This is a genomic window from Streptomyces sp. NPDC004065, from assembly GCF_044903565.1.
Lineage (GTDB): Bacteria > Actinomycetota > Actinomycetes > Streptomycetales > Streptomycetaceae > Streptomyces.
Window position 1 is genome coordinate 131,073 of sequence record NZ_JBJDQT010000006.1, and the last position, 25,247, is coordinate 156,319.

Sequence of the window (25,247 nt, forward strand, 5' to 3'; positions counted from 1 at the left end):
GGGCCATGAATTCCTGCCGCGGGCCCGATGAGAAGTAGCCAAAGTGCGTGGCCTTTCCGCGGCATTTATCTGGTTTTGTGGGGCCCGACTTGCCCCGAATTCGGGTGAATTATCGCCATATTCCGGACCGGCGTCGTCCAGATTTCTCGTCCGATTGACCTGTTGCAGACGGCAGTTGGACAGATACATTCAGCCGCGGTCGACGCGTTCCGGCGCACGCCCCCGTCCACGGGGGGTGAGGTCTGACCCGGGTCCGCGAAGTGTGGATCTGTGCAAGGGCCAGTAATAGGGGAGTTAGGCATGGCTCAGGGCACCGTCAAGTGGTTCAACGCGGAGAAGGGGTACGGCTTCATCGCGGTCGACGGTGGTGCGGACGTCTTCGTCCACTACAGCGCGATCCAGATGGACGGCTACCGCACGCTGGAAGAGGGCCAGCGGGTCGAGTTCGAGATCTCGCAGGGCCAGAAGGGCCCGCAGGCCGACATGGTCCGCGTCACGGCCTGAACCGCGCGACCACCGCAAGCGATCTTCTTCGTCCGAGGGGCCCGCACTCCGGCAGGGGTGCGGGCCCCTCGGCGTGCGCGGGCGTGCGCGTGTTCGCGGGCGGCTGAGCATCGCGGCGTACCCCTGGGGGCGCTTGCACTCTCAGGGGTCGAGTGCTAATCATTGGCGTTAGCACTCTGAAGGTGAGAGTGACAGCGAAGGACCGGGTCGGTGAGGCCCGCTGGCCGGGTGGGGCAAGGAACCACGAGGCCGGCGAGCCGTCCGTCGCGGGCGCGGGCGCGGTCCGAAGGAATCACCCCCAGTCCTGGAGGGACCACTTCACATGGCCAAGATCATCGCGTTCGACGAGGAGGCGCGGCGCGGCCTCGAGCGCGGCATGAACCAGCTCGCGGACGCCGTCAAGGTGACCCTCGGCCCCAAGGGCCGCAACGTCGTCCTCGAGAAGAAGTGGGGCGCCCCCACGATCACCAACGACGGTGTCTCCATCGCCAAGGAGATCGAGCTCGAGGACCCGTACGAGAAGATCGGCGCCGAGCTGGTCAAGGAAGTCGCCAAGAAGACGGACGACGTCGCCGGTGACGGTACGACCACCGCGACCGTCCTCGCCCAGGCGCTGGTCCGCGAGGGCCTGCGCAACGTGGCCGCCGGTGCCAACCCGATGGCTCTGAAGCGCGGTATCGAGAAGGCCGTCGAGGCCGTCTCCGCCGCCCTGCTCGACCAGGCCAAGGAGGTCGAGACCAAGGAGCAGATCGCCTCCACCGCCTCCATCTCCGCCGCCGACACCCAGATCGGCGAGCTCATCGCCGAGGCGATGGACAAGGTCGGCAAGGAAGGCGTCATCACCGTCGAGGAGTCGCAGACCTTCGGCCTGGAGCTCGAGCTCACCGAGGGCATGCGCTTCGACAAGGGCTACATCTCCGCCTACTTCGCGACCGACATGGAGCGCATGGAGGCGGTGCTCGAGGACCCGTACATCCTCATCGCCAACTCCAAGATCTCCTCGGTCAAGGACCTGCTCCCGCTGCTGGAGAAGGTCATGCAGTCGGGCAAGCCGCTGCTGATCATCGCCGAGGACGTCGAGGGCGAGGCCCTGTCGACCCTGGTCGTCAACAAGATCCGCGGCACCTTCAAGTCCGTCGCGGTCAAGGCCCCCGGCTTCGGCGACCGCCGCAAGGCGATGCTGAACGACATCGCCATCCTCACGGGCGGCGAGGTCATCTCCGAGGAGGTCGGCCTCAAGCTGGAGAACACGACCCTGGACCTCCTGGGCCGTGCCCGCAAGGTCGTCATCACCAAGGACGAGACCACCATCGTCGACGGCGCCGGCTCCACCGAGCAGGTGCAGGGCCGCGTGAACCAGATCCGCGCCGAGATCGAGAACAGCGACTCCGACTACGACCGCGAGAAGCTGCAGGAGCGCCTGGCGAAGCTCGCCGGCGGTGTCGCGGTCATCAAGGCCGGCGCCGCCACCGAGGTGGAGCTCAAGGAGCGCAAGCACCGCATCGAGGACGCCGTGCGCAACGCCAAGGCGGCCGTCGAGGAGGGCATCGTCGCCGGTGGTGGCGTGGCCCTGCTCCAGGCCTCCCAGGTGTTCGAGAAGCTGGAGCTCGAGGGTGACGAGGCGACCGGCGCCCAGGCCGTGAAGCTCGCGCTCGAGGCCCCGCTGAAGCAGATCGCCGTCAACGCCGGCCTCGAGGGCGGCGTCGTGGTGGAGAAGGTCCGCAACCTCACCCCGGGCCACGGTCTGAACGCCGCGACCGGCGAGTACGTCGACCTGGTCGCCGAGGGCATCATCGACCCGGCGAAGGTGACCCGTTCCGCGCTGCAGAACGCCGCCTCCATCGCCGCGCTGTTCCTCACCACCGAGGCCGTCATCGCCGACAAGCCGGAGAAGGCCGCGGCCCCGGCCGGCGGCGGCATGCCGGGCGGTGACATGGACTTCTGATCCTCCGGGGGGGCTTCCCCCTCAGGATCGGACCCGTCCGTCGCACACCGAGGGCGGCACTCCCTGTTCACACAGGGGGTGCCGCCCTCGGCCGTTCCGGGGCGCCCGCGACCGGCGTGTGCCGGGACCCGTGTGCTGCGACCGGCGTGTTGGGACCGGTGTGCGGGGACCGGCGTGGCGCACCGCACAGCCGGGGGCTGTGGGCAGTTCATGCGCGTGCACATACCATGTGGTATCCCACCGTCCCGTGTCCGCGAGGAGACCCCCCACCGTGACCGTCACCGCCTCCGCGTCCGCCTCCCGTGCGGCGCGCGTCCTGTCCCGCCCCGTCACGCTGAACGGCCTGACCGTGCCCAACCGGATCGTGATGGCGCCGATGACGCGCATGTTCTCGCCGGGCGGCGTCCCGGGCGAGGACGTGCTGTCGTACTACGCCCGCCGGGCCGCCGCCGGCGTCGGGCTGATCGTCACCGAGGGCACCTACGTGGGGCACGACTCGGCCGGTGAGAGCAGCCGGGTGCCGCGGTTCCACGGCGAGGAGCAGCTCGCCGGCTGGGCACGGGTGGCCGCGGCCGTGCACGCGGCGGGCGGCACGATCGTGCCCCAGCTCTGGCACATCGGGATGGTCCGCAGGCCGGGCCGGCCGCCGTTCGCGGACGCGGAACCGGTCGGCCCCTCCGGGCTGCGCATCGGCGAGAGCGAGCCGACCGGCAGGGCGATGACGCGGCGGGACGTGGACGACGTCGTCGCCGCCTTCGCCGAGGCGGCCGCGGCGGCCGAGCGCATCGGCTTCGACGGTGTCGAACTGCACGGCGCCCACGGCTACTTGATCGACCAGTTCCTGTGGGCGGGCACCAACCGCCGTACCGACGCCTACGGCGGCGACCCGGTGGCCCGTACGAGGTTCGCGGCGGAGATCGTGGCCGCGGTACGGGAGGCCGTGTCGCCGGAGTTCCCCGTCATCTTCCGCTACTCGCAGTGGAAGCAGGAGGCCTACGACGCCCGGCTCGCCGAGAGCCCGCAGGAACTGGAGGCGATCCTCACCCCGCTCGCGGCGGCCGGTGTCGACGTCTTCCACGCCTCCACCCGCCGTTACTGGCTCCCCGAGTTCGACGGCTCGGACCTCAACCTCGCGGGCTGGACGAAGAAACTGACGGGCAAGCAGGTCATCACCGTCGGCTCGGTGGGCCTGGACGGGGGCGACTTCATCAAGGCGTTCCAGGGGGAGGGCGCCGCGCTCGGCAGCCTGGACAACCTGCTGGACCGCATGGAGCGCGACGAGTTCGACATGGTGGCCGTCGGCCGCGCGCTGCTCCAGGACCCCGAGTGGGCGGCGAAGGTGCTCGGCGACCGCTTCGACGAGCTGAAGCCGTACGACGCCGCGTCGCTGGGGTCGCTGAGCTGACCGCCGCCCGCGGGCAGGCCCGGCGAGGCGGCGGCGGGCCGCCCTACGGCTGCCCCATCGGCTCGATGTCCACCCGCACGGGCGTGCCCCACAGCCGTACGACCTCGTAGTCGGTGAACTCGTGCACGAGCCGGTAGGCCATCGCCGCGCGGGGCGCACGCCGCTGCGCGTTGATGAACAGCTCGGCCTCGCGCCGGTCCCGGCGCGGGGTCCCGCACAGCTGCCACTCGCGGCCGTTCCACAGCTCCGGCAGCCAGCGCTGCTGGGGCTGCGGACGGTCCTCGCGGACGCCGTAGCGGGAGGGCGCGCCCTCGCCGGACGCGGGCGTAGGGGAGGGGCGGGGGCCGCCGTCGTACCGCGCGCGGCGGGCGGCGCGGCGCCGGGTCTCGCACAGCAGGCACAGATCGGGCGCGTCCTCGTCGACCGGCCCGCCCGGATGCTCGGCGCACCGGGTGGCGGGCCGCTCCTGGGAGACGCTGTCCTCCAGCAGGTCCAGGGCCCGCTTCAGATCCGCCTTGACCTCGTGCAGCCGGGCGTCCGGGGTGTCGGTGGTCAGCTCCTCGCCGTGCTCCCCGATCACCCGCAGGGCCCGCCCGAGAGCGGTGAGCTGTGCGTGGTTCATACCGCCCAGCCTCGCACACCCCACCGACACCACCACGGCGCCCGCGGCCCCGGCCGGGACCGGCCTGCGGCCGGGGCGGGGCCCGGGCCGGTCAGCCCATGCTCTTCGCGCCGTCCAGGGACTCGCGGATGATGTCGGCGTGGCCGGCGTGCTGGGCGGTCTCGGCGACGATGTGCAGCAGCACCCGGCGGGCCGACCAGCGTGCCCCGGGCTCGAACCACGGTGCCTTGGGCAGCGGGTGGTCGGCGTCCAGGTCGGGCAGCGACACGACCAGTTCGTCGGTGCGGCGGGCCACCTCGGCGTAGGCGTCCAGCACCCCCGCCAGGGTGTCGCCCGGCAGCATCCGGAACTCGTCGGCCCGCCGGGCGAAGTCCTCCTCGGTCATGGCGTCGAAGTCGCCCATCGCCGAAGGGCCCTCCACGATGAAGCGCGCCCAGTTCCGCTCGACCGAGGTGACGTGCTTGATCAGGCCGCCCAGACACAGCTCGCTCGCGGTCGTGCGCAGCCCGGCCTGTTCGTCGGTCAGGTCGCGGGTGGTGAAGGTGAGGAAGTGGCGCTGCTTGGCCAGCGCCTGCAGCAGGTCCGCGCGCTCGCCGGTGACGGCCTGCTGCCCGGCGCCGGCGGTGGTCTCGTGCACGGTCTCGTTCATGGTCTGGCCCTTCGCCGTCCGTTCCATCGGTCGGGACCACGCTAGGAGCCAATGAGGTCGGATCCTGTCCTATTCGCCGCCGTCGCGCGGGAATTCCTCCGCCCGGGATCCACCGCGGGGGACCCCGCCCCGCCGGGAGCGGTCCGTCTCCAGCGCACCGCGCAGATGGCCCTTCGACTCCTCCAGGAGCCGGGCCGCCGTCGGGGCGTCGACGTCCGCGAGGAGGGTGAGGATCGCGTTCTTGACCTCGCCGTCCGTGGCGGCCAGGGCCTTCTCGATCTCCGCGTCCGGCGCGCCGGTGGCGAGGGCGACGATCCGCCGGGAGCGGGCGCGCAGCTTGTCGTTGGAGGCGCGCACGTCGACCATCAGGTTCCCGTAGGTCTTGCCCAGGCGGATCATCGTGATCGTCGAGATCATGTTCAGCACCAGTTTCTGCGCGGTGCCGGCCTTCAGCCGGGTGGAGCCGGTCAGCAGCTCCGGGCCGACGACGACCTCGATGCCGTGCTCGGCGGCCGCCGCCAGCGGACTGCCCGTGTTGCAGGCGAGGCCGACGGTGAGCGCACCGAGCCGGCGGGCGTGCTCGACGGCGCCGATGGCGTAGGGGGTGCGGCCGGAGGCCGAGATGCCGACCACCGTGTCGTCCGGCGTCAGCCGCAGCGCGTCCAGCGCCTCGACGGCCAGCTCGCGCGAGTCCTCCGCGCCCTCGACCGAGGTCACCATGGCCTCGGGGCCGCCCGCGATCAGTCCGACGACCTGCTGCGGCTCGGTGTTGAAGGTGGGCGGGCACTCGGAGGCGTCCAGGACACCGAGCCGCCCCGCCGTGCCCGCGCCGGCGTACAGCAGCCGGCCGCCGCGCGCCATCCGCTCGGCCGTCGCGTCGATCGCGGCGGCGATCTGCGGCAGCCGCTCGGCCACGGCGGCGGGCACGGTGGTGTCCTCGGCGTTCATCAGCCGCGCGATCTCGACCGTGGGCAGCCGGTCGATCTCGGACAGCTCGGGCCGGAACGCCTCGGTCGTCAGGGACTCCAGCTCGGCGCGCAGCTCACGGTAGGGGGAGGTGGAGGTCATCAGGGGGCGGCTCTCTTCGTGCGGTGCGGTACGGCGATGCGTGTACGGCGGTGCGGTACGGCGGATCGGTGGCCGGGCCGCGGCGGCCGGGCCGGTGGTGAGGACGGGGGCGCCTAGTGCCGCGTTCCCCCGCCGCCGCGCGGGCTGTGCCGGTGGGCCAGCGCCTCGTACGACGCCGCGAGCGCCGGTGCCGCCGTCTCGTAGGTCCGCTGGGCCACCCCGACGAACAGGCAGTCCACCACCAGCAGTTGACTGGTGCGCGAGGACATCGCCGCCGGGCGCAGCTCGCTCTCGCGGGCCGTGGAGGTGGTCAGGACGTGGTCGGCGTACTGCGTGACGGGCGCGTCGGGACGGCCGGTGATCGCGACGGTGGTGGCGCCGCGCTCGAAGGCCACCCGCAGCGGCTCGATCACGTCCCCGGTGGAACCGGAATGGGTGATGGCGATCGCCACGTCGCCCGGGCGCAGCTGCACCGCGTTGGTGACGGCGAGATGCGGGTCGCTGTGCCCGTGGGCTATCAGCCCTATGCGCAGCAGCTTCTGGGTGAGGTCCTGGGCGACCAGGCCCGAGGCCCCGATGCCGTAGACGTCCGTGCGGCGGGCGGCGGCCAGCGCGGAGACGGCCGCGCCGAGCTGCACGGTGTCGAGGCCGGCGGCGGTGTCGGCGAGGGTCTGCTGCTCGTCGTAGGCGAGTTTGGCGACGACGTCGGCGATGGGGTCGTCCACCGCGATGTCGGTCGTGATGGCGGGCGCCCGGCCCGACTGCTGCTGGGCGGCCAGGCCCGCCAGGGCGAGGCGCAGGTCGCGGTAGCCGGGGTAGCCGAGCAGGCGCGCGGTGCGCACCACGGTCGCCTCGCTGGTGCCGGTGAGTTCGGCGAGGCCGGTGACCGTGAGGGCCGCGCAGCCGGCCGGGTCGCCCGCCACCGCCTCCGCGACGCGTTGCATGGAGCGGGTCATCGAGGGCGCGAGCGTGCGAACCTTGGCGGCGAGGGCGGCGGGCGCGGGGGGCGCGAGGCCCGCGGGGGTGGACGAGCCTGCGAAAATTTCCTTCACGTCCTGGGTCACATTCTGAAAGATATTTTCCGTGCGGGTGTGCGGTCAAGACTGCGCACAATGGAGGCATGGATCCCATCAGCCCCCTGGAGCAGGCGCTGCACGCCGCGCGCGCCCTGGTGCTCGCCGATCTGATGGCGGGCGAGGTCGCCGACGCCGACGTGGTCTCGCTCGTGGAGGAGTCCGTCGCCCAGCGCCGCTGGTGGGTGGAGCAGTGGCCGGACGGCGCCCTGTTCGTGGCCGGACTGGTCGCGCAGGACGTCCAGGACGCGCTCCTGGAGCGGTACGGCCGCTGGCCGCTGTGCCCGGTCTGCGGCTACGGGGACCCGCACGCCCTGGACGTCGAGCCCGAACTCGGGCCCGATCCGCACTGGGTCTGCGCCAAGGCGGGCGTGAAGGTGGCCCCGGTGGGCGGGCTGGCCCGGGCGACGGGCGGGACGCCGGGGCAGCCGCCCTCGTGACGATCTACATCGACCCGCCGGACTGGCCCGGGCACGGCCGTATGTGGTCCCACCTCGTCAGCGACGTGTCCTACGACGAACTGCACCTGTTCGCCGCCTCCCTCGGCGTGCCCCCGCGCGCCTTCGAACGCGACCACTACGACCTGCCCTCCCACCGCTACGCCGACGCCGTGGCCGCCGGCGCGGTCGAGGTGGCCAGCCGCGAGGTGGTGCGCCTGCTGCACGCGGCCGGGCTGCGCGTGCGCAAGCACCGGGTGCGGGAAGCCCGGGAGGCCCCGGCGCCCCGGGAGGCCCGGGAGGGCAGGGAGGGCAGGGACGCCCGGGCGTCGCGGAAGGCCCGGGAGGCCGGGGAAGCCCGGGAGGCCCGGGCGGCCGAGGGCGGTCAGGAGGCCCGGGGCGGCAGCTCGTAGACGATCAGCCCCGCGGCGTGCCCCTCGCCGGCCTCCCGCTCGCCGCCGCCGTCCGGCTCCGTGCTGTTCCGCTCCCCGGCGTTCGGCTCCCCGCCGTTCGGCCCCCCGGCGTCACCCGACTGGACGAAGCCGGCGCGGGTGAGCACCCGGCGGGAGGGGCCGTTGTCCGGTTCGACCGTGGCGAACAGCCGTACGTCCTCGCGGGTCGCGGCCCACGCCGACAGGGCGCGCACCGCCTCGGTGGCGTAGCCGTGGCCGCGGGCCGGCTCGGTGAGGTCGTAGCCGATCTCGGCGCGGCCGTCCGCGCCGGGCGGGCCGTGGAAGCCGATGCCGCCGACCGCGCGCCCGTCCTCCCGCCGTACGAGCACGAACATGCCCCACTCGGGCCGGTGCGTCCCGTCCTGGTACGTCTTCACCACCATCCCCGCGGCCGCCCGCGTGCCCTCGTAGGGGCCGCCCTCGACCCACCGGAACCCGCCGTCGCCGCCCTGGGCGAGGTCGAGCGCCGAGGCGGGGGAGACGCCTTCCAGGACGAGGCGTTCGGCGGGGACCGCGGCAGGGTTGCTCCACCGCCACGAGGTGACCGGCTCACGCCCGGGCAGTTCGCCGCGGCCGGTGGCCCACAGCAGGGTGGGCCAGGCGGCGTCACCCGGCCGGACGTGCGGGAAGAGCCGGGTCAGCACGTCCTCGCACAGCCGCGCGGGCGGCTCGTACGCCAGCCCCAGGCCGGTCGCGATGTCGTGGGTGTGCAGCAGGACCTCGGCGACGCCCATCGCGGCGAAACCCTCGCGGTTCGCGCTGCGGAAGGGGTAGGGGTGGAAGGCGCGGACCTGTCGCGGGGTGGTGCGGACGGCCGCGGCGAGCAGGGCGCCGGTCGTCGTGATCACGTCGAGGGCGCCCGCGTTGTCGGTGCCGTCGTCCAGGGTGATCTCGAAGGGGACGTAGCCGTCCTGTGCGCGTCCGGTCAACTGCCCGGCGTAGGCGATGAGATCACCCGCGATGTGCTCCGCCGTCCGCCGGCAGCTCCACTCCAGCCGCCCGGCCCGCACCTGCTCCCAGTCGCGGTCCGTCGCCGTCCGCAGCAGCGCCACGGCGCCCGCGACGGCCTCCTCCACCTCTGCCCCGCCCCATGTGTCCATAGGGCGCAGGGTAGGCACGGCGGGCGGCTCACTGCGACAGCATTTCCAGTTCCCCGCCGATGTTGTACCGGGCCGTCGCCTCCCAGTGCTCCCGGCCGTAGGGGGTGCTGAAGAGGTGGGGCAGTGCGAGGAGTTGACGCAGTACCGCCGAGCGGCCCGTGCGGAAGGCGTCGCCGGGGACGAAGTGGTACTCCTCGCGGACGGCGGCCGTGTAGGCGGCGTACGCCGACGGCGGCGCGGCCAGGATCGCGAGGTCGGCGTCGCAGAGCACCTGGCCGTCGCGGTCGTCGCCGGCCGGGTCGTGGCCGGCGGTCAGACGCACCAGCCGGGCCACCTCGGCGGTCTTCTCGGGCGGCACCCCGGCCTCCGGCAGCGCGCGTTCGGCGAGCCGGGCGGAGCGTTCCTCGTTCTCGGACCGCTCGGGCCGGTACACCGCGTCGTGGAACCACGCGGCCAGCCGCACCACGTCCGGGTCGGCGGCGTATCCCTCCAGCAGATCGACCCGGTCGAGCACCGCGGTCAGGTGCGTGAGGGTGTGGTAGTGCCGCTGCGGCTCCCGCCAGCGCGCGAGGAGGTCGTCCGCGTAGGGCACCGGGTCGGGACCGCCCGCCGCTCCCCGGGCGGCCTCCAGGGCCCGGGTCCAGCGGGAGCGCAGCGCGTCGGAATCGACGTGATCGGCCATGCCGCCATTGTCCCCCTGGCCGGTGGCCGGTGGCCGGTGGCCGGTGGCCGTTGACCGGTGGCCGTTGACCGGTGGTCGTCGGCCGTCGGTGGCCGGGCGGCGCCGAGGCCCTCGGTCAGCCGGTGCCGAGGCCGTCGGTCAGCCGGAGCCGGTGTCGAGGCCGTCGATCAGCCGGTTGAGGAACCGGGTGAAGGTGGCCTCGGGGGTGACCGGCCGCCGGGGTGCCGCGAGCGCCTCGGCCAGTTCGGGGTGGCGGCCGTCGGCCGCGACGGCGGCCAGGTAGCGGGCCTCGGCCGCGCTCCGTTCGGGGGAGCGGGCGGCCGCGGCCTGGGCGATCTCGTGGCCCACGTGCCCGGCCACGAAGGCGGTGATCTGGGCGAACACCTCCAGCCGCGCCGCGCCGTCCAGCCCGCTGGGCCGCAGCGCGGCGAGGGCGCGCTCCAGGAAGGCCAGGGTGCGCGGACCGGGGGTGCGGTGGGTGGACAGGGCCGCGGGCAGCCACGGGTGGCGCAGCATGTGCGCGCGCTGGAGGTGGGCGATGGCCTTCAGGTCGGCCCGCCAGTCGCCGGTGGTCTCGCCGGTGGCCGGGAGTTCGCCGCTGACGTGGTCGACCATCAGCTCCAGCAGGGTCTCCTTGTCGGGGGCGTAGCTGTAGAGCGACATGACGCCGGCCCCGACCTCGGCGGCGACCCGCCGCATGGTGACCGCGTCGAGCCCCTCCGCGTCCGCCACGGCGACGGCCGCGGCCGTGATCGCCTCCCGGCTGAAGGAGGGCCGGCGGCCCCTGCGGGGCTCGGGGGGACGCAGCCAGAGCCGTTCCGGGTCGACGCCCGCGGCGCCGGCCCGTGCGTCACCGGGCACGGTCTCGCCCTCCCGTCCCACGGTCCGCCCTCCCTCCCTGGTTTCTCCCGGGTTTCCCCTCGTTGCCGTGGTGGCCCTTGCCGAGGACATCCAAGCACCCTCTATTCTCGTACAGCGTACGAAAAAGGAGGGGAACGATGCCATCACCCATGCCCCGCGCCGGAACCGGCACGGCCTGGACACCACCCGCCGGGAGACGGCCCGCCGGGGAACGGCCCGCCGGGAAACCGCCCCTGTCCGCACGCCTGATCAGGGCGACCTGGCGGGGCCTGCCGGCCAAGCGGCACGAGGCCGGCTGGACGCCCGGCCTGACGGTGCCCGCCGCCGACGGCAGCCCGCTGGTCACCGACCACTACTTCCCCCGCGCGGAGGGCGACTTCCCCACCCTCCTGGTCCGCTCGCCCTACGGCCGGGGACTGCCCTGGTCCGCCATGTACGGGCTGCTCTTCGCCGAGCAGGGCTTCCACGTGGTGCTGCAGAGCTGCCGCGGCACCGGCGGTTCGGGCGGCACGTTCGACCTGTGGCGCAACGAGGCCGCCGACGGCCTGGCCACGGTGTCCTGGCTGCGCGGCCGGCCCTGGTTCAACGGCGCGCTCGGCACCGTCGGCCCCAGCTACCTGGGCTACGTCCAGTGGGCCCTCGCCTGCGAACCGCCGCCCGAACTGCGGGCCATGGCCGTGCAGGTGGGCCTGCACGACCCCTGGGCCCTGTTCCACGCCGACGGCGTGCCGCGGCTGGAGAACCTCCTCGCCGTCGGTGCGGGCATGACCTACCAGCACCGGGGCGCGGCCCCCTTCCTGCGGGCGGCCCTGCGCCTGCGGCGCCGCCTGCGCGAGGTCACCATGGCGCGGCCGCTGCGCGGGGCGTACGCCCGCGCCCTCGGCGGTGAAGTGCCCTGGCTGGACGGTGTGATGGACCACCCGGACCCCGAAGACCCCTACTGGAGCGGCGCGGCGCTCGCGGCCCCGGAGCCGTCCGCGGCGCGGCCCGCCGTGCCCACGAGCCTGGTGACGGGATGGCACGACGTACTGGTGGACCAGGCCCTGGAACAGTACGACCGGCTGCACCGGGCCGGGTGCCGGGCCGCCCTGCTCGCCGGCCCCTGGACGCACACCTCGGCGCTGCGCCAGGGATGGCCCGAGGTGTTCGCCGAGAGCCTCGCATGGCTGCGCGCCCATCTGTGCGACGACGCCTCCGGCCTGCGCCCCACCGCGGTGCGCGTGCACATCGGCGGCGAGGGCGGCGGTCCGCGGGACCTCGCCCACTGGCCGCCGCCCACCGCCCCCGTCTCCTGGCACCCCACCCCGGGCGGACACCTCACCCGGCAGGCCGCCACCGACTCCGCACCCGTGGCGGCGTTCCGCTACGACCCCGCCGACCCCACCCCGTCCCTCGGCGGCCCGCTGCTCTCCCGCACCGCGGGCCCCCGGGACAACGCCGCCCTGGAGGCCCGGGACGACGTGCTGACCTTCACCGGGCCCCCGCTCACCGGGCCGATGGAGGTCCTGGGCCCCGTCTCCGCACGGCTGAGCGTGTCCACGGACACCGGACACGCCGACGTCTTCACCCGGCTGTGCGACGTGGACCCGCGGGGCCGGTCGGTGAACGTCTGCGACGGGCTGGGCGTGGTGCGGACGGCCGGGCAGGCGCCCGCGACGGTCACGGTGGCCATGAGCTCCGCCGCCCACCGCTTCGCCGCCGGCCACCGCGTGCGCTGGCAGATCAGTGGCGGCGCCCATCCGCGCTACGCCCGCAGCCCCGGGACCGGCCGGCCGCGCCTGGACGCCACCGACCATGTACCGGTGCGCATCACGCTCCACGCGGACTCGGAGCTGACCCTGCCGCACGCGGCGGACACCGAGCGCGGAACGCCCTAGCGTGGGGTCATGACTTCTGCTGAGGTGCACGAGGTACGGGACCCCGGGCTGCCCGGGCGGCTGCTCGTGACGGAGCGGGACGCGCTGATCCCGCTGCTGCGGTCACGGCCGGAGGCGGACTTCGCGCTGCCGACCGCCGCGTGTCCGGGGTGGACGGTGCGGGACGTGCTCGCGCACTGCTCCGCCGCGCTGACAAGGGTGGTGGAGAACCGTTTCGAGGCGGGTGTGTTCTCGCCCGAGTCCAACGAGCGGGACATCGCCGAGCGGGCCGGGTGGTCGCACGCCCGGGTGCTGGACGAGCTGGAACGCGGGATGACCGAGGCGGGACCGGTGATCGCCGAGTCCGGCGGGGCGCTCGACGCGATCGCCTTCGGCGAGTGGGTGCACGCCGGTGACGTGCGCGAGAGCCTCGGCGCGCCGGGCGCGTACGCCGGCGCCGGGCTGCCGTACGCGCTCATCCTGCTGGCGCGGGTGACCCGGGAGCGTGGGCGCCTGCCACTGCACGCCGACCTCGACGACGCGGACGAGCCGCTCAGGCTCGGCGACGTCAGCGGGGAGCGGACCCCGGCCCGCTACATCGGCGACGCGCCCACGCTCGTCCGGCTCTGCGCCGGCCGGCCGGTCCCGGCGGACGGAGCGGGCCCCGGCTACGAACTCGCGGGCGCGGACGCGGGGGAGCTGAACATCTTCGGCTGACACCGCGGTGATCCCCTGGGTGCTCTCGGCTCCGGGGTCCGTCCGGCGTACCCTGAGATTGGACTAGACCTGTCTAGACCTGTGTCCGCTCCAGGGGAAACCGAGGAAAGGGGTCCTATGAGCATGCGTGCAGTCCTGGAGGTGATCGCCCTCGACGTCGAGGACGCGGTCGCCGCCCAGGCCGGAGGCGCGGACCGCCTCGAGCTGGTCACCGACATGGCGGCCGACGGGCTCACCCCGCCGGCCCCGGCCGTCGTCGCGATCCGCGCCGCCGTCGACATCTCGCTGCGCGTGATGCTGCGCCTGGCGGACGGGTTCGCGGCGGGGGACGTCGACCGGCTGGTCCGGGTGGCGCGGGACCTGCGGGCCGCGGGCGCCGACGAGTTCGTGCTCGGGTTCCTGGACGCGGACGGGCGGGCCGACCTCGCGGCCGTGCGGCGGGTGGTGGACGCACTGGACGGCGCCCGGTGGACCTTCCACCGGGCCATCGACCGCGCCGCCGACCGGGACGCCCTGCGCAGGCAGCTGGACGGACTGCCCGGGCTGGACACCTACCTGACGGCGGGCGCGCCGGGCGGCGTGGACGACGGACTGCCCACGCTGCTGGAGGAGGCGGCGCGGGCCGGGCGGCCCGGCTACGCACAGCGGATCATGGTGGGCGGCGGCCTGCGCCTGGACCACGTCCCGCGGCTGCGGGACGCCGGCATCGACGCCTTCCACATCGGCGGCGCGGCCCGCCCCGGCGGCTGGGACGGCCCGGTCTCGGCGGAGGCGGTCGCCCAGTGGCGCACGGTCCTGGACAGCGAGCTACTGCCGGCGCCGGCGGTGTAGCCGACGGGGGAGGCCGGTGGGCTGAACCGGGGGTCCTGAGCCGGTGGGGCGGGCCGGTGGGCTGAGCCGGGGCCCGGGCCGGTGGTCCCGGCCGGCGGTGCTGAGCCTCGTGGTACGGCCGGTGGGCTGGGCCGGGGGTCCTGGGCCGGTGGGGCGGGCCGGTGGGCTGAGCCGGGGGTCTGAGCCCGTGGTGCGGGCCGGGGGGCTCGGCCGGCGGTCCCGGGCCCGTGGTACGGGCCGGTGGTGCGAGCCGGGGGGCCGGGACGGGGCCGGGCTCGGAGGGCGCCTGGCGGGCGCCTCCGCGCGGCGGGTTGCCCCACGCAGCGGTTCGCCCCGTGCGGCGCTGACGCCGCGCGAGCGGGTGCCGGGTGCCCGGTCCGCCGGACCCGGCGCCCCGGCAGCCCCGTCTCGCGGGCGCCGGCCCCCCGTCGCGAGTGCTGGCCCTGGCCCGCCGTCAGGACAGCTGCGGCGGCAGCGGGGCCGTGTGGGTGACGATCAGGCCCGACACGGCCCTGGTCAGGCAGACGTACAGGCGGCGCAGGCCGGTGCGTTCGTCGGGCTCCCCGTCGACCACGGCCCGCGGCTCGTCCAGCACCACGTAGTCGTACTCCAGGCCCTTGGCCAGCGAGGCCGGGACCAGGGTGAGGCGGGTTCGCGCGGTGGTCTCCTCACCGGGTGAGAGGTACGCCAGCCCGGCCGCCGTGAGCGCCTCGGCGAGGGCCGGTACGCGGGCGTCGGCCGCGATCAGGCCGGCCGAGCCCTCGTTCTCCAGCAACTCGCGGCACGCGGCGACCACTTCGGCGTCCCCGGCACAGCCGCGGATCTCGAAGAAACCGGGGTTCTCCCGGACCGAGGCGACCGGGGTGAGGCCCGGCGCGATGTGCGGGAGCAGACGGGAGGCGTAGGCGATGACGTCCGTCGGCACGCGGAAGCCCGCCGTCAACTCCTCGACCACGCCCTCCGGCTTGCCGAGGTGGGCCAGCGACTCCTCCCAGCCGCGGGTCGCCCAGGGCGTGGTGCCCTGGGCGAGGTCGCCGAGGACGGTCGCGGAGCCGGTGGTGCAGCGGCGGCCGACCGCCCGGTACTGCATGGGCGAGAGGTCCTGCGCCTCGTCGAGGACCACATGGCCGAGGGAGTGGGTGCGCTCGACGAGATCGGCGGCCTCGTCGATCAGCACGGCGTCGGCGGCGGACCACTTCGCCGACCGCACCGACCGCACGGGCTTCGCCCACAGGATCGTCTTCTGCTCCTGTCCGGTGAGGACGCCCTCCGCGTGCTCGGCGAGGAAGTCCGCGTCGGTGAGCAGCCGCAGCACGAGTTTCGCCGGGTCCACCGGCGGCCAGATCGCCTTGACGGCCGCCTTCACCGCCGCGTTGCGGGCGACGGCGTCCTGCACCCGGTCGTCGGGAGCCTCCCCGGCCCGCTCCATCTGCACCAGCACCGCGTGCGCGATCCGCTGCGGCAGGGCCTCCCGCGCGGCGCCGTAGCGGATGCCGCGCTCCAGCAACTCCCGCACGATCTCCTCGAGTTCGTACGCCGGTACGCGCCAGCGGCGGGAGCCGCGCACCACCACGACCGGCTCGGTGGGCAGGGTCACATGGGACCGCACCGCCCGCCTGAGCACCTCGGCCATCCGCGCGTCGCCCTTGACGAGGGCCGCGCCGGCGTCGTCGGTGCCGCGCACCTCCACGTGCGCCACCAGGTCGTCCACGGTGGCCTGTCGCACCGTGAGCTCGCCCAGGGCGGGCAGCACCTGCTCGATGTACCGCAGGAAGGAGCGGTTCGGGCCGATCACCAGGGTGCCGGTGCGGGCCAGGCGCTCGCGGTGGGCGTAGAGGAGATAGGCGACGCGGTGCAGGCCCACGGCGGTCTTCCCGGTGCCCGGGCCGCCCTGCACGCAGACCGTGCCGCCGAGGCCGGAGCGCACGATCTCGTCCTGCTCCGGCTGGATGGTCGCCACGATGTCGCGCATCGGGCCCACACGCGGACGCTCGATCTCCTGCTGCAGCAACCGGCTCGTGGTGGCCGCCTCCGCCGGGTCGGACAGGTGCTCGTCCTCGTACGCCGTGAGGTCGCCGCCGGTGTAGCCGAAGCGGCGGCGCAGCGCGACGTCCATCGGGTCCTTGCGGGACGCCCGGTAGAACGGCTGCGAGACCGGGGCGCGCCAGTCGATGACCATGGGGTCGCCGTCGGCGTCGTGCACGTGCCGCCGGCCGATGTAGAACTGCTCGCCCGCGGCCCCCTCCGCCCGGTCGGCGCCCGGCGCGTGCAGATAGTCCAGGCGGCCGAAGAACAACGGGGTACCGCTGAGGTCGGCCAGCGCCTTGACGCGCTCGTCGATCTGCCGGGCCAGGACCGCGGCGTTGACCCAGTTCGCGGTGACGTCCCTGATGTCGAGCGACTCCACGTCCTCGCGCATGGCCCGCAGGGCGGCGCGGGAGGCGGCCAGGTGGGCGCGCTCGCGGGCGAGGGGGCCGTCGGCGGGTCCGGGGCCGCCCGGGGGCGTGCCCGTGGGTCCGGTGGGTGCGGGACCGGCCGCGGAGGGGGCGGCGGGGTCCGCCGGCGCGGGTGCGGGTGCGGATGCGGCGGCGGGCGCGGGCGCGGGTTCGGTGGGCGTGGGTTCGGTGGGCGTGGGCGTGGGCGAGGACGACAAGGGAGTGCCTCCGGGGGCCTACGGGTCAGGCGGGGTCTGCCGAGGGGCCGCGCCAGGTGGCCGTGCCGTGCGACTGCGGGGCCGGCGGCTGTGCCAGGTGGCTGCGGGATCGTGCCGGCCGGTTTCCGTCCGGACGGCGGCACTCCGCGGGGGAGGCGGGCAAGAGCGGACATCCTAGGACGGCGGGCCGGGCGGAGGCCAACCGGTTTTCCCCTAGGGGACGCCGTCGGCACGGTGTAGGTCCGGTGTAGGGGAGAGGGTCCCTCCACAGGGGTACGCGGAGGGCAGGGAAGTTGGCTCCCAGGGCCGATGCCCGTCCCGTCCCCCCGGATCCACCATTGAGTCATGAGCGCAGCAACCATCCATCCGGCCCACACCCCGCGCCCGGCCGGCGCCACGGCCGTGCGGGGCACCCATCACCACCGTCTCGGCGACGCCCTGCGCGCCGTCAAGGTGTTCGTGAGCGCCGCGTTCGACGTGGTCATCCTCGGCGAGTACGGCGAGGAAGTGCACATACGCCGCAAGTGACCCACTAGGGTCGGCCCGTGACAGAACGGACGGTGGCCGGACGGTCACACCCAGCGGTTCCCCCGGCCCTCCTCGCCGTCTCCCTCGTCGCCCTCGCGGTCCTCCTCGCCCTGCTGCGCGTGACGATGCCCGACGCGCTGGTCTACCGGGCCGAGGGCGCGGCCGTCCTGCATGGCCGCGACCTGTACGGGTTCACGATCACGGAAGGACGGCTCCCGGCCACCTACCCGCCGTTCGCCGCCCTGCTGTTCGTGCCGGCGGCGTGGCTGCCCGTCCCCGTGCTCAAGGCCGTGTTCCTCGCGGGCAACGCGCTCCTGCTCGCCTGGCTCGTCCAGCTCTCCGCCCGGCTCGCGGGCCGCCGGCCGGCCGGACTGCCCCTGCTGTGCACGGGCACCGCGCTCGCGGTGTGGCTCGAACCCGTCTTCCAGACCTTCGTCTTCGGCCAGATCAACCTCACCATGGCCTGCCTGGTCCTGTGGGACCTCACCCGGCCGCCGGGCGCGCCCGGCAAGGGGGCCGCGATCGGTGTGGCGGCCGGCATCAAGCTCACGCCCGCGCTGTTCGCCGTGTACCTGCTGCTGCGCGGGCGCCGCGGCGAGGCGGCCACGGCGGCGGCCGCCTTCGCCGCGACCGTGGTGACCGGCGCGCTGGCCCTGCCCGCGGCCAGCGTCGCGTACTGGACCCGTCTCGTCTTCGAGACCGACCGAGTGGGGAAGCCGTGGATCGTCGCCAACCAGTCCCTGCGGGGCCTTCTCGCCCGGATGCTGGGCGACCCGGAGCCCGGCCCCGCCTGGATCGTCCCCGCTCTGGCGGTGGCCGTCGCCGGTCTGTGGCTGGCGCGCCGGGCCCCGCGGGAGCGGTGGGGCGTCCTGCTGACCGGGCTGACCGCCCTGCTGGTCTCGCCGATCAGCTGGTCCCACCACTGGGTGTGGTGCGTACCGCTGATCGCCGTCCTGCTCGCCGAGGGACACCGCGTCTGGGCGGCGGCCACGGCCCTCGTCTTCACCGCCCGCACCCTGTGGCTGGTGCCGCGCGAGGGCGAGACGGAGCTGCACCTGCCGTGGTGGCAGCAGCCGCTGGTGTCACCGTACGCACTGCTGGGGCTGGTCCTGCTGGCCGCGGCCGCGCTGGGCGGCATCGGGGGCCCAGGGCCTCAGACGTCCTCCGTCAGAAGCTCGTCGGCGTCCATGATCCGGTAGGCATAGCCCTGTTCGGCCAGGAAGCGCTGGCGGTGGGCGGCGAAGTCCTGGTCGATCGTGTCCCGGGCGACCACCGAGTAGAAGTGCGCCTGGTGGCCGTCCGCCTTCGGGCGCAGCACCCGGCCAAGACGCTGGGCCTCCTCCTGGCGGGAGCCGAAGGTGCCCGAGACCTGCACCGCCACGGTGGCCTCCGGCAGGTCGATGGAGAAGTTGGCGACCTTCGACACCACCAGCACGTTGATCTCCCCCTCGCGGAAGGCGTCGAAGAGCTTCTCGCGCTGGGCGTTGGACGTCTCGCCCTTGATCACGGGGGCGTTCAGATGCTCGCCCAGCTCGTCGAGCTGGTCGATGTACTGGCCGATGACGAGGATCTGCTGCCCGGCGAACCGGCGGACGATCGCCTCGGTGACCTTCCGCTTGGTCTCCGTGGTCGAGCAGAAGCGGTACTTCTCCTCCGTCTCGGCGGTGGCGTACGCCAGCCGCTCGGCGTCCGTCAGGTTCACCCGCACCTCGACGCAGTCGGCCGGCGCGATGTAGCCCTGGGCCTCGATCTCCTTCCAGGGCGCGTCGAACCGCTTGGGCCCGATGAGGGAGAACACGTCGGACTCCCGGCCGTCCTCCCGCACCAGGGTCGCGGTCAGCCCGAGCCGCCGCCGCGCCTGCAGGTCCGCGGTGAACTTGAAGACGGGCGCGGGCAGCAGGTGCACCTCGTCGTAGACGATCAGCCCCCAGTCCCGGGAGTCGAACAGCTCCAGGTGCGGGTAGACGCCCTTCCGCTTGGTCGTGAGCACCTGGTAGGTGGCGATGGTGACGGGCCGGATCTCCTTGCGGGTCCCGCTGTACTCGCCGATCTCGTCCTCGGTGAGCGAGGTGCGCCGCACCAGCTCGTGCTTCCACTGCCGGGCGGAGACGGTGTTGGTGACGAGGATCAGCGTCGTGGACTTCGCCTGCGCCATCGAACCGGCGCCGACCAGCGTCTTGCCCGCCCCGCAGGGCAGTACGACCACGCCGCTGCCGCCGTGCCAGAAGTTCTCCACGGCCTGCTTCTGGTAGGGCCGCAGCGCCCAGCCGTCCTCGTGCAGCTCGATCGGGTGGGCCTCGCCGTCGACGTAGCCGGCGAGGTCCTCGGCCGGCCAGCCCAGCTTCAGCAGCACCTGCTTGATCTGCCCCCGCTCGGAGGGGTGCACGGCGACGGTGTCCGGGTCGATGCGGGCGCCGACCAGCGGGGCGATCCGCTTGGACTTGAGCACCTCCTCCAGCACCGGCCGGTCGGTGGTGGTCAGCACCAGTCCGTGCGCGGGGTGCTTGCTCAGGGTGAGCCGGCCGTAGCGGTCCATGGTCTCGGCGATGTCGACGAGCAGCGCGTGCGGCACGGGATAGCGGCTGTACTGCACGAGCGCGTCCACGACCTGTTCGGCGTCGTGCCCGGCGGCCCGCGCGTTCCACAGGCCGAGCGGGGTGACCCGGTAGGTGTGGATGTGCTCGGGCGCCCGCTCCAGTTCGGCGAACGGCGCGATGACGCGACGGCAGGCGTCGGCCTGCTCGTGGTCGACCTCGAGCAGCAGGGTCTTGTCCGACTGGACGATCAGGGGACCATTCACGCGCAGCGCCCTTTCCATGCGGTCAAACGTCCAGTGTGCCTCACCGGCGGAGGGTCACGGCTGGTCGTCCGCGAGTTCGGCCACGCCCGTGATCCGGTGCAGCGGGTAGGTGCGGACCTCGTCGGCGGTGTGGTCGTAGGCCGTCACGAAGCCGCCCTCGACCCGGATCGGCGCGATGACGCGCTGGCTGGCGGCGCCCTCGGCGTTGACGTAGCCGATCCACAGGGCCTCTCCGGTGAGCACGGCGGCCTGCATGGTCGCGAGGGTCTCGGCGGAGCTGGTGCGGGGCAGCTCACCGCCCGCGGCGGGGGTGCTGACCGGCTTGCGCGGCGCGGTGGAGGCCAGGTCGCCCGCCCGGATCGCGCGGATCGCGGCGGCCAGCAGCGTCGCGTCGGGCGGCGGCGGCCCCTCCGGGACCGGCTCCGGGGGTGTGCGGGGCGGGGTGCGGTGCGAGTCGGCGCGGGCGACGAGCACGTCGCCCTCGGCCGACTCGGCGGCCGGGGCGTAGCCCATGGCGCGCAGGCCCTCCAGCAGGGTGCCCGGATCGGCCTGGGCGGCCAGCACGGTCGGCGCGAGGCGGCGCAGACGCAGGGCGGCGGACCGCTTGTCCGCGAGGATCTCGTTGAGCACGGCGTCGTCGTCGCAGCGCACGTACGCCGAGGCCGCGCCGACCCGCAGATGCCCGTGCCGCCGCGCCACGTCGTCGATCAGGTACGCCAGCGGCTGCGGCACCGGGGTCCGGGAGTGCGCGGCGAGGAAGGCGTGCAGATCGGCGGCGCTGCGCCCGGCGTCCAGGGCGCGCCGCACGGAGGCCGGGGTGAACCGGTAGACGGTCGCCCCGCCCTTGGACTCCACGTCCGCCAGGACGCTCAGGGTGTCCGCGAGCGGCCGTTGCAGCGGGCCGGGCGCCACCGCCGTCAGGTCTGCCTGGAGCAGCACGTGGTCCAGCGGTTCGGGCAGCAGCGGGGCGAGGAGCCGGGCCGCGGTGGCGCCCGCGGCGGCGCGTTCCGCCGGCGAGAGGGGCTCCCGGGGGACGGCCCAGGCCGGTGCGGGGGCGGATGCCGCGCCGGAGGAGAGAGCGGCGGTGGCGGACGCGGCGGTGGCGCCGGTCGTGCCCTCCGCGGCGCGGTGGTGCCGGTGGACGGGCAGCTTGTCGCCCGCGCCCGCGGGACCGGGACCGGACCCGTCCGCCCCGGCGGCCTCCTGCCCGGTGTCCCACCCGGCGGCCCCGGTGCCGGCCGCCCGCCCGGCCGCTTCCCCCGAGCCGGTCCTTGCGCCCGTCCCGCCGGGCGCGTCACCGCCCGCCCCGGGGGCCGGCGCCCCCAGCAGGGCCCGCCCGTGCGCGGACAGCGCGCCCCGGCCCGTGACGCCGAGCAGCTCCGCCTCCGACAGCGTCCAGCCGGCCAGCCGGACGCGCAGGTCGTCCTCCTCCGGGGTGCGCTGGGGCCCGCGCAGCGGCCGTTCCCAGCGCAGCCGGGCGAGCAGCGAGTCGGCCGACGGCGCGCCGCCCCGCGGCAGTCCGGCCAGCAGGGTGAGCACCCGGTGCCGCACCTCCGGCGCCGCCGAGCGGTCCAGGCCCGGACCGAGCGCGGACAGCGCGCGGTCCTTGGCGTCCCGCCCGCCGACCAGCCCCGGTGTCCGGGTCGCCGCCAGCCACGCCTGCGCGAGCGTGACCCAGCGCTCGGCGGCGGGCCGCTCGAGCCACTCGTCGTAGGCCGGGGTGGCCGCGTACCGCTCGTCGGCCTCACCGTCCGAGGCCAGCAGCCCGGCGGCGTAGGCCAGTTCCACCCAGAAGGCGGCCACCGGCTCGGGCACGTCCAGGGCGACAGCGGTGCGCTTGAGGTCGCGCACGCTCAGCCCGCCCGCGCGCAGCACGTTCGGCCCGCCCTCGTCCCAGTCCTTCAGCAGTTCCTCGACGGTGGCCAGCGCGGTGTACGCCTGCGCGGCGGCCGTCGCGTCCACCACCTGGGGGGCGTGCGTGGCCGCCGTGGAGACCGCGGGCGGCGCCGGCTCGGGCGTCCGGTGGGCGCGCCCCTGCCGCAGGTGCAGGGCCACCTCGCGGGGCAGGACGACCGTGCCGGGCGCCGTGGGCAGCAGCAGACCCCGGTCGAGCAGCCAGCGCAGCCGGGGCGCCGGGTCGGGCGTGACCTGGCCGTAGGGCGGCCCCCACACCAGGCGGCCGAGCACCTCGAGGGACTCGGCCGGGGCGCCGGCCAGCAGCGCCGCCATCCGCTCCCGGTCGGTGAACAGCCCGGTCAGCGAGGCCACGGCGGAGACGGAGTCGTGCGTCGAGGGCAGCCCGGCCGTGGTCACGATCTCCTGGATGCGCCCCGGAGACATGCCCGAGGTCGCCTCCCGGACGGTCGGGCCGAGCCCCGTCGGGGACGGGTGCTGCGGCGACGGGGCGAGCAGCTCGCGGGCGGTGCGCACCAGCCGCAGCCGGTCGTCGCCGCCCCACACCAGGGCCTGTTCGCGCAGGGTGCCCAGGGCGCGGGGCAGCGCCGCGGCGACCTCCGGGTCCCCGGCGTCCCCGGCCATCAGCCCGAGCAGCTCGCCGTACGAGGCCGGATCGTCCGCCACCGCGAGGGCCTCCGCCGTCTGCAGGGCGAACCGGTCCAGCCGCTCCAGGGCGCGCACCACCGACGCACGGGTCCCGGCCCGGGTGGCGAGCTGGGTGAGGTCGGTCGGCACCGGGGTGATGAGATCGGGACGGCTGCGCAGCAGCGCGGCCAGGCAGGCGTCGTCGCGCGCGCGAAGGTCCTCCGCGAGCGAGCGGGGGGCTGCCGCCGGTTTCTCATCGCTCATCGCAACCACGGTAGCGGGTGGGTACGACGCCGGGGCGCTGCTGCGACGGCCGTGATCCACGCGGTACCTTCGTCCCCACGGGGTTTCCGGCCAGCCGCCCCGGAGGGGTTCCGTGGGGATCGAGAGCGACCAGGTCGTCTACGAGTACTTGAGCCGCGTCGGGGACGTCGCCCAGCAGCGGCAGCTGTCCTCGGCCACCCGGATGCGCCTGGTCTCGGAGCTGCGCAACGAGATCGACCGGCGCCGCGCCAAGGCCGCCGTCGACAGCCCCGCCGCCGTCCGCCGCATCCTGGACCGGCTCGGCAGCCCGGACGACATCGTCGCCGCCGCCGGCCACGGCGGCACCCCGCAGGCGCCGCGGACACCGGTCTCCGCCGTGCCCGAGCAGCGCGATCCGGGCGAGCGGCAGGAGCCGGCGGACGGCCCGCGCCGCCGGATCCTGCCCCGGCCGCGCCCCGCCCGGGCCGAGGCACAGCCCCCGCCGGGCGGCGCGCTCCCCCCGCACCTGGCCACCTCCGACGAGCTCGGCGGCGCGACGACCCGCCCCGACTGGTGGCGCACGGACGGCAGCCCCTTCGGCATCGGCGACGACGTGCCCGGCTTCGTCGGCGGCGTGGAGATCCCCGAACTGCTCAAGCCGCCGCCCGGGGAACCCGCCGCGAAAGCCGGCCCGCGGCCGGCGGCCTCCGGGGCCGCCCAGGGCACCGAGGCGGCCCCGGAGGCCGCCGAGGCCGTCCCCGAGGAGACGGCCGCCCCGCGCCGGCGCCTCGGCCTGCCCCTGCGCCGCGGCCGCTGGAGCAACCCGCTGCTGCTCCTGGCGGCCGCACTGCTCGTCGCGGGCGCGGTGCTCGGCAACTGGTTCGCCCTGCTGCTCGGCTGGCTGATCGCCTACGCCTCCCGCCGGCTGACGCCCACCGAGTCCAAGTGGGCGGTCGCGGGCATGCCGGGCCTGGCGCTCGCGGCCGGGGCCGTCTGGCTGTGGGGCCGCACCGAGCACCGCTGGGGCACCCCCGTCGCCGAGGGCCATATGAACGACGCGATCGCCCAGACCTGGCCCTGGGTGGTGCGCGCCGCGGCCGTGCTGTCGGCGCTGTTCCTCGTCTGGCGCTCCCAGCGGCAGCGCTGACTTCCGGCCGAGCCGCCGGCCGTGGCCCGAGCCGTGGGCCGCGTGACGGGCCGCTCGCGGCCGGGACAGCGGCCGCGGGCCAGGACAGCGCCGCGAGCCGGGACAGCGCCGCGAGCCGGGACAGCGCCGCGAGCCGGGACAGCGGCCGTCGGCCGGAAGCAGGTGTACGTCACACGGGCCGGCCGTCCCCGCGCCATGGCGCCTGGGCACAATGGCCCATATGACCCCGCGCCCGCTGACCGTCGGCTTCGACCTCGACATGACCCTCATCGACTCCCGCCCCGGCATCCGCGCCTGCTACCTGGCGCTGTCCGAGCGGACGGGGACGTACATCGACGCCGACCTCGCGGTCACCCGGCTCGGTCCGCCGCTCGTCGAGGAGCTGGTCAACTGGTTCCCGGCCGAGCGGGTCGAGGCGGTGGCGCGGCTGTACCGGCGGATGTACCCGGAGTACGCCGTCGCCGCCACGCCCGCGCTGGCCGGCGCACGCGAGGCGGTCGCGGCCGTGCGCGAGTCCGGCGGGCGGGCGGTGGTGGTGACCGCCAAGTACGAGCCGAACGCCCGGCTGCACCTGGACCACCTGGGCATACGCCCCGACGCGCTGATCGGCGACCTGTGGGCCGAGCAGAAGGCCGAGGCGCTGCGCGAGCACGGCGCGAGCGCCTACGTCGGCGACCATGTGGGTGATGTGCGCGGCGCGCGGACGGCTGGCGCGCTGTCGGTGGCGGTGGCCACCGGGCCGTGCGGTGCGGAGGAACTCAGGGCGGCGGGCGCGGATGTCGTCCTCACCGATCTGAGTGAGTTCCCGAATTGGTTTTCGGCCTATCGCGCCGGCTGCCGGGAGTCCTCGCGCGCCTGACGCCGGCCGGCCGCGATCGACCGGAGCACGCCCGCGCCGGCGATCAGGAAGCCGACGCCCATCAGCATGCTCAGACCGAACATGAACGTGGGAAAAGGCTTCGTCCCGAGGAACAGCGGGGCCACCGTGACGGCAGTGGCCACCACCCCGATGAAGAAGACGATGGCGCCGGCACGGATCAGCCGGTCACCGGCCGCGGCGGAATTCGCTTGGGTTTTGTCACGCACCGGACCAGGGTAGTTCCCAGCGCGAGGGAACAATCGGGCGACGCCTT

Annotated in this window: 22 protein-coding genes and 1 pseudogene; 12 read left to right on the plus strand and 11 right to left on the minus strand. The window is 74.8% G+C overall.

The window, feature by feature from the left end; genetic code table 11:
* Nucleotides 1-300 precede the first annotated feature (300 nt).
* From ACI2LW_RS10215 to ACI2LW_RS10225, 3 genes are all read left to right on the plus strand, one after another.
* Nucleotides 301-504: a cold-shock protein gene (locus tag ACI2LW_RS10215; RefSeq protein WP_004986573.1), complete on the plus strand. Its 204-nt coding sequence runs from the start codon at nt 301-303 to the stop codon at nt 502-504.
* A gap of 322 nt (nt 505-826) precedes the next feature.
* Entirely contained in the window at nt 827-2,449 is a 1,623-nt protein-coding gene (groL, locus tag ACI2LW_RS10220; protein WP_404730731.1) for a chaperonin GroEL, read from the plus strand.
* 271 nt (nt 2,450-2,720) lie between these two features.
* Nucleotides 2,721-3,854, plus strand: a complete 1,134-nt coding sequence (locus ACI2LW_RS10225) for an NADH:flavin oxidoreductase (protein WP_404730732.1) — start codon at nt 2,721-2,723, stop codon at nt 3,852-3,854.
* 43 nt (nt 3,855-3,897) lie between these two features.
* Here the strand turns inward: ACI2LW_RS10225 and ACI2LW_RS10230 are convergent, their stop codons facing one another.
* The 4 genes from ACI2LW_RS10230 to ACI2LW_RS10245 all read right to left on the minus strand — a co-directional run bounded on the left by ACI2LW_RS10230 (nt 3,898) and on the right by ACI2LW_RS10245 (nt 7,257).
* Nucleotides 3,898-4,476, minus strand: coding sequence for a hypothetical protein (locus tag ACI2LW_RS10230; RefSeq protein WP_404730733.1), 579 nt, complete (start codon nt 4,474-4,476; stop codon nt 3,898-3,900).
* A 91-nt stretch (nt 4,477-4,567) separates the two neighbouring features.
* On the minus strand, nt 4,568-5,125 hold the full coding sequence (locus ACI2LW_RS10235) for a DinB family protein (RefSeq protein ID WP_404730734.1): 558 nt from the start codon (nt 5,123-5,125) through the stop codon (nt 4,568-4,570).
* A gap of 69 nt (nt 5,126-5,194) precedes the next feature.
* Nucleotides 5,195-6,193: an N-acetylmuramic acid 6-phosphate etherase gene (gene murQ / locus ACI2LW_RS10240; RefSeq protein ID WP_404730735.1), complete on the minus strand. Its 999-nt coding sequence runs from the start codon at nt 6,191-6,193 to the stop codon at nt 5,195-5,197.
* Between the two features lie 113 nt (nt 6,194-6,306).
* Entirely contained in the window at nt 6,307-7,257 is a 951-nt protein-coding gene (locus ACI2LW_RS10245) for a MurR/RpiR family transcriptional regulator (RefSeq protein ID WP_404730736.1), read from the minus strand.
* Between the two features lie 56 nt (nt 7,258-7,313).
* Between ACI2LW_RS10245 and ACI2LW_RS10250 the strand changes: the two genes are divergently transcribed.
* The gene (locus tag ACI2LW_RS10250) at nt 7,314-7,706 is read left to right on the plus strand and encodes a hypothetical protein (protein WP_404730737.1); all 393 of its coding nucleotides are present in this window, start codon (nt 7,314-7,316) and stop codon (nt 7,704-7,706) included.
* Nucleotides 7,703-7,960 (plus strand): annotated as a pseudogene (locus ACI2LW_RS10255) (DUF4031 domain-containing protein); the annotation flags it as partial. The gene ACI2LW_RS10250 and the pseudogene ACI2LW_RS10255, both read left to right, overlap by 4 nt.
* 128 nt (nt 7,961-8,088) lie before the next feature.
* Here the strand turns inward: ACI2LW_RS10255 and ACI2LW_RS10260 are convergent.
* From ACI2LW_RS10260 to ACI2LW_RS10270, 3 genes are all read right to left on the minus strand, one after another.
* Complete coding sequence (locus tag ACI2LW_RS10260) at nt 8,089-9,255, minus strand: GNAT family N-acetyltransferase (protein ID WP_404730738.1); 1,167 nt, start codon at nt 9,253-9,255, stop codon at nt 8,089-8,091.
* A gap of 28 nt (nt 9,256-9,283) precedes the next feature.
* Nucleotides 9,284-9,937: a hypothetical protein gene (locus ACI2LW_RS10265; protein WP_404730739.1), complete on the minus strand. Its 654-nt coding sequence runs from the start codon at nt 9,935-9,937 to the stop codon at nt 9,284-9,286.
* A 138-nt stretch (nt 9,938-10,075) separates the two neighbouring features.
* Nucleotides 10,076-10,819 (minus strand): TetR/AcrR family transcriptional regulator C-terminal domain-containing protein, encoded by a 744-nt coding sequence (locus tag ACI2LW_RS10270; protein ID WP_404730740.1) that lies wholly within the window; start codon nt 10,817-10,819, stop codon nt 10,076-10,078.
* Nucleotides 10,820-10,935: 116 nt separating this feature from the next.
* On the opposite strand from ACI2LW_RS10270, the gene ACI2LW_RS10275 reads away from it, so the two are divergent.
* The 3 genes from ACI2LW_RS10275 (at nt 10,936) to ACI2LW_RS10285 (ending at nt 14,202) form a co-directional block, all read left to right on the plus strand.
* Complete coding sequence (locus ACI2LW_RS10275) at nt 10,936-12,675, plus strand: CocE/NonD family hydrolase (protein WP_404730741.1); 1,740 nt, start codon at nt 10,936-10,938, stop codon at nt 12,673-12,675.
* Nucleotides 12,676-12,684: 9 nt separating this feature from the next.
* Nucleotides 12,685-13,371, plus strand: a complete 687-nt coding sequence (locus ACI2LW_RS10280) for a maleylpyruvate isomerase family mycothiol-dependent enzyme (protein WP_404730742.1) — start codon at nt 12,685-12,687, stop codon at nt 13,369-13,371.
* A gap of 117 nt (nt 13,372-13,488) precedes the next feature.
* A complete protein-coding gene (locus ACI2LW_RS10285) occupies nt 13,489-14,202 on the plus strand; it encodes a copper homeostasis protein CutC (RefSeq protein ID WP_404730743.1) in 714 nt (237 codons plus the stop codon).
* Nucleotides 14,203-14,656: 454 nt separating this feature from the next.
* Here ACI2LW_RS10285 and ACI2LW_RS10290 read toward each other — a convergent pair whose 3' ends face one another.
* A complete protein-coding gene (locus tag ACI2LW_RS10290) occupies nt 14,657-16,621 on the minus strand; it encodes a HelD family protein (RefSeq protein ID WP_404730811.1) in 1,965 nt (654 codons plus the stop codon).
* A gap of 579 nt (nt 16,622-17,200) precedes the next feature.
* On the opposite strand from ACI2LW_RS10290, the gene ACI2LW_RS10295 reads away from it, so the two are divergent.
* Both ACI2LW_RS10295 and ACI2LW_RS10300 read left to right on the plus strand, forming a co-directional pair.
* Nucleotides 17,201-17,383: a hypothetical protein gene (locus ACI2LW_RS10295; RefSeq protein WP_404730744.1), complete on the plus strand. Its 183-nt coding sequence runs from the start codon at nt 17,201-17,203 to the stop codon at nt 17,381-17,383.
* A gap of 125 nt (nt 17,384-17,508) precedes the next feature.
* The gene (locus tag ACI2LW_RS10300; RefSeq protein ID WP_404730812.1) at nt 17,509-18,582 is read left to right on the plus strand and encodes a glycosyltransferase 87 family protein; all 1,074 of its coding nucleotides are present in this window, start codon (nt 17,509-17,511) and stop codon (nt 18,580-18,582) included.
* Here ACI2LW_RS10300 and ACI2LW_RS10305 read toward each other — a convergent pair.
* Nucleotides 18,537-20,183: a DNA repair helicase XPB gene (locus ACI2LW_RS10305; protein WP_404730813.1), complete on the minus strand. Its 1,647-nt coding sequence runs from the start codon at nt 20,181-20,183 to the stop codon at nt 18,537-18,539. The genes ACI2LW_RS10300 and ACI2LW_RS10305 overlap by 46 nt on opposite strands.
* A 54-nt stretch (nt 20,184-20,237) precedes the next feature.
* Complete coding sequence (locus ACI2LW_RS10310; RefSeq protein WP_404730745.1) at nt 20,238-22,988, minus strand: helicase-associated domain-containing protein; 2,751 nt, start codon at nt 22,986-22,988, stop codon at nt 20,238-20,240.
* A 112-nt stretch (nt 22,989-23,100) separates the two neighbouring features.
* Here ACI2LW_RS10310 and ACI2LW_RS10315 point away from each other — a divergent pair, with 112 nt between their 5' ends.
* Together ACI2LW_RS10315 and ACI2LW_RS10320 are read left to right on the plus strand one after the other, a co-directional pair.
* Complete coding sequence (locus ACI2LW_RS10315; RefSeq protein WP_404730746.1) at nt 23,101-24,114, plus strand: hypothetical protein; 1,014 nt, start codon at nt 23,101-23,103, stop codon at nt 24,112-24,114.
* Between the two features lie 220 nt (nt 24,115-24,334).
* Nucleotides 24,335-24,973, plus strand: coding sequence for an HAD family hydrolase (locus ACI2LW_RS10320; RefSeq protein ID WP_404730747.1), 639 nt, complete (start codon nt 24,335-24,337; stop codon nt 24,971-24,973).
* Here ACI2LW_RS10320 and ACI2LW_RS10325 read toward each other — a convergent pair.
* Nucleotides 24,937-25,200: a hypothetical protein gene (locus tag ACI2LW_RS10325; protein WP_404730748.1), complete on the minus strand. Its 264-nt coding sequence runs from the start codon at nt 25,198-25,200 to the stop codon at nt 24,937-24,939. The two genes, ACI2LW_RS10320 and ACI2LW_RS10325, sit on opposite strands and share 37 nt — an antisense overlap.
* Between the last annotated feature and the right edge of the window lie 47 nt (nt 25,201-25,247).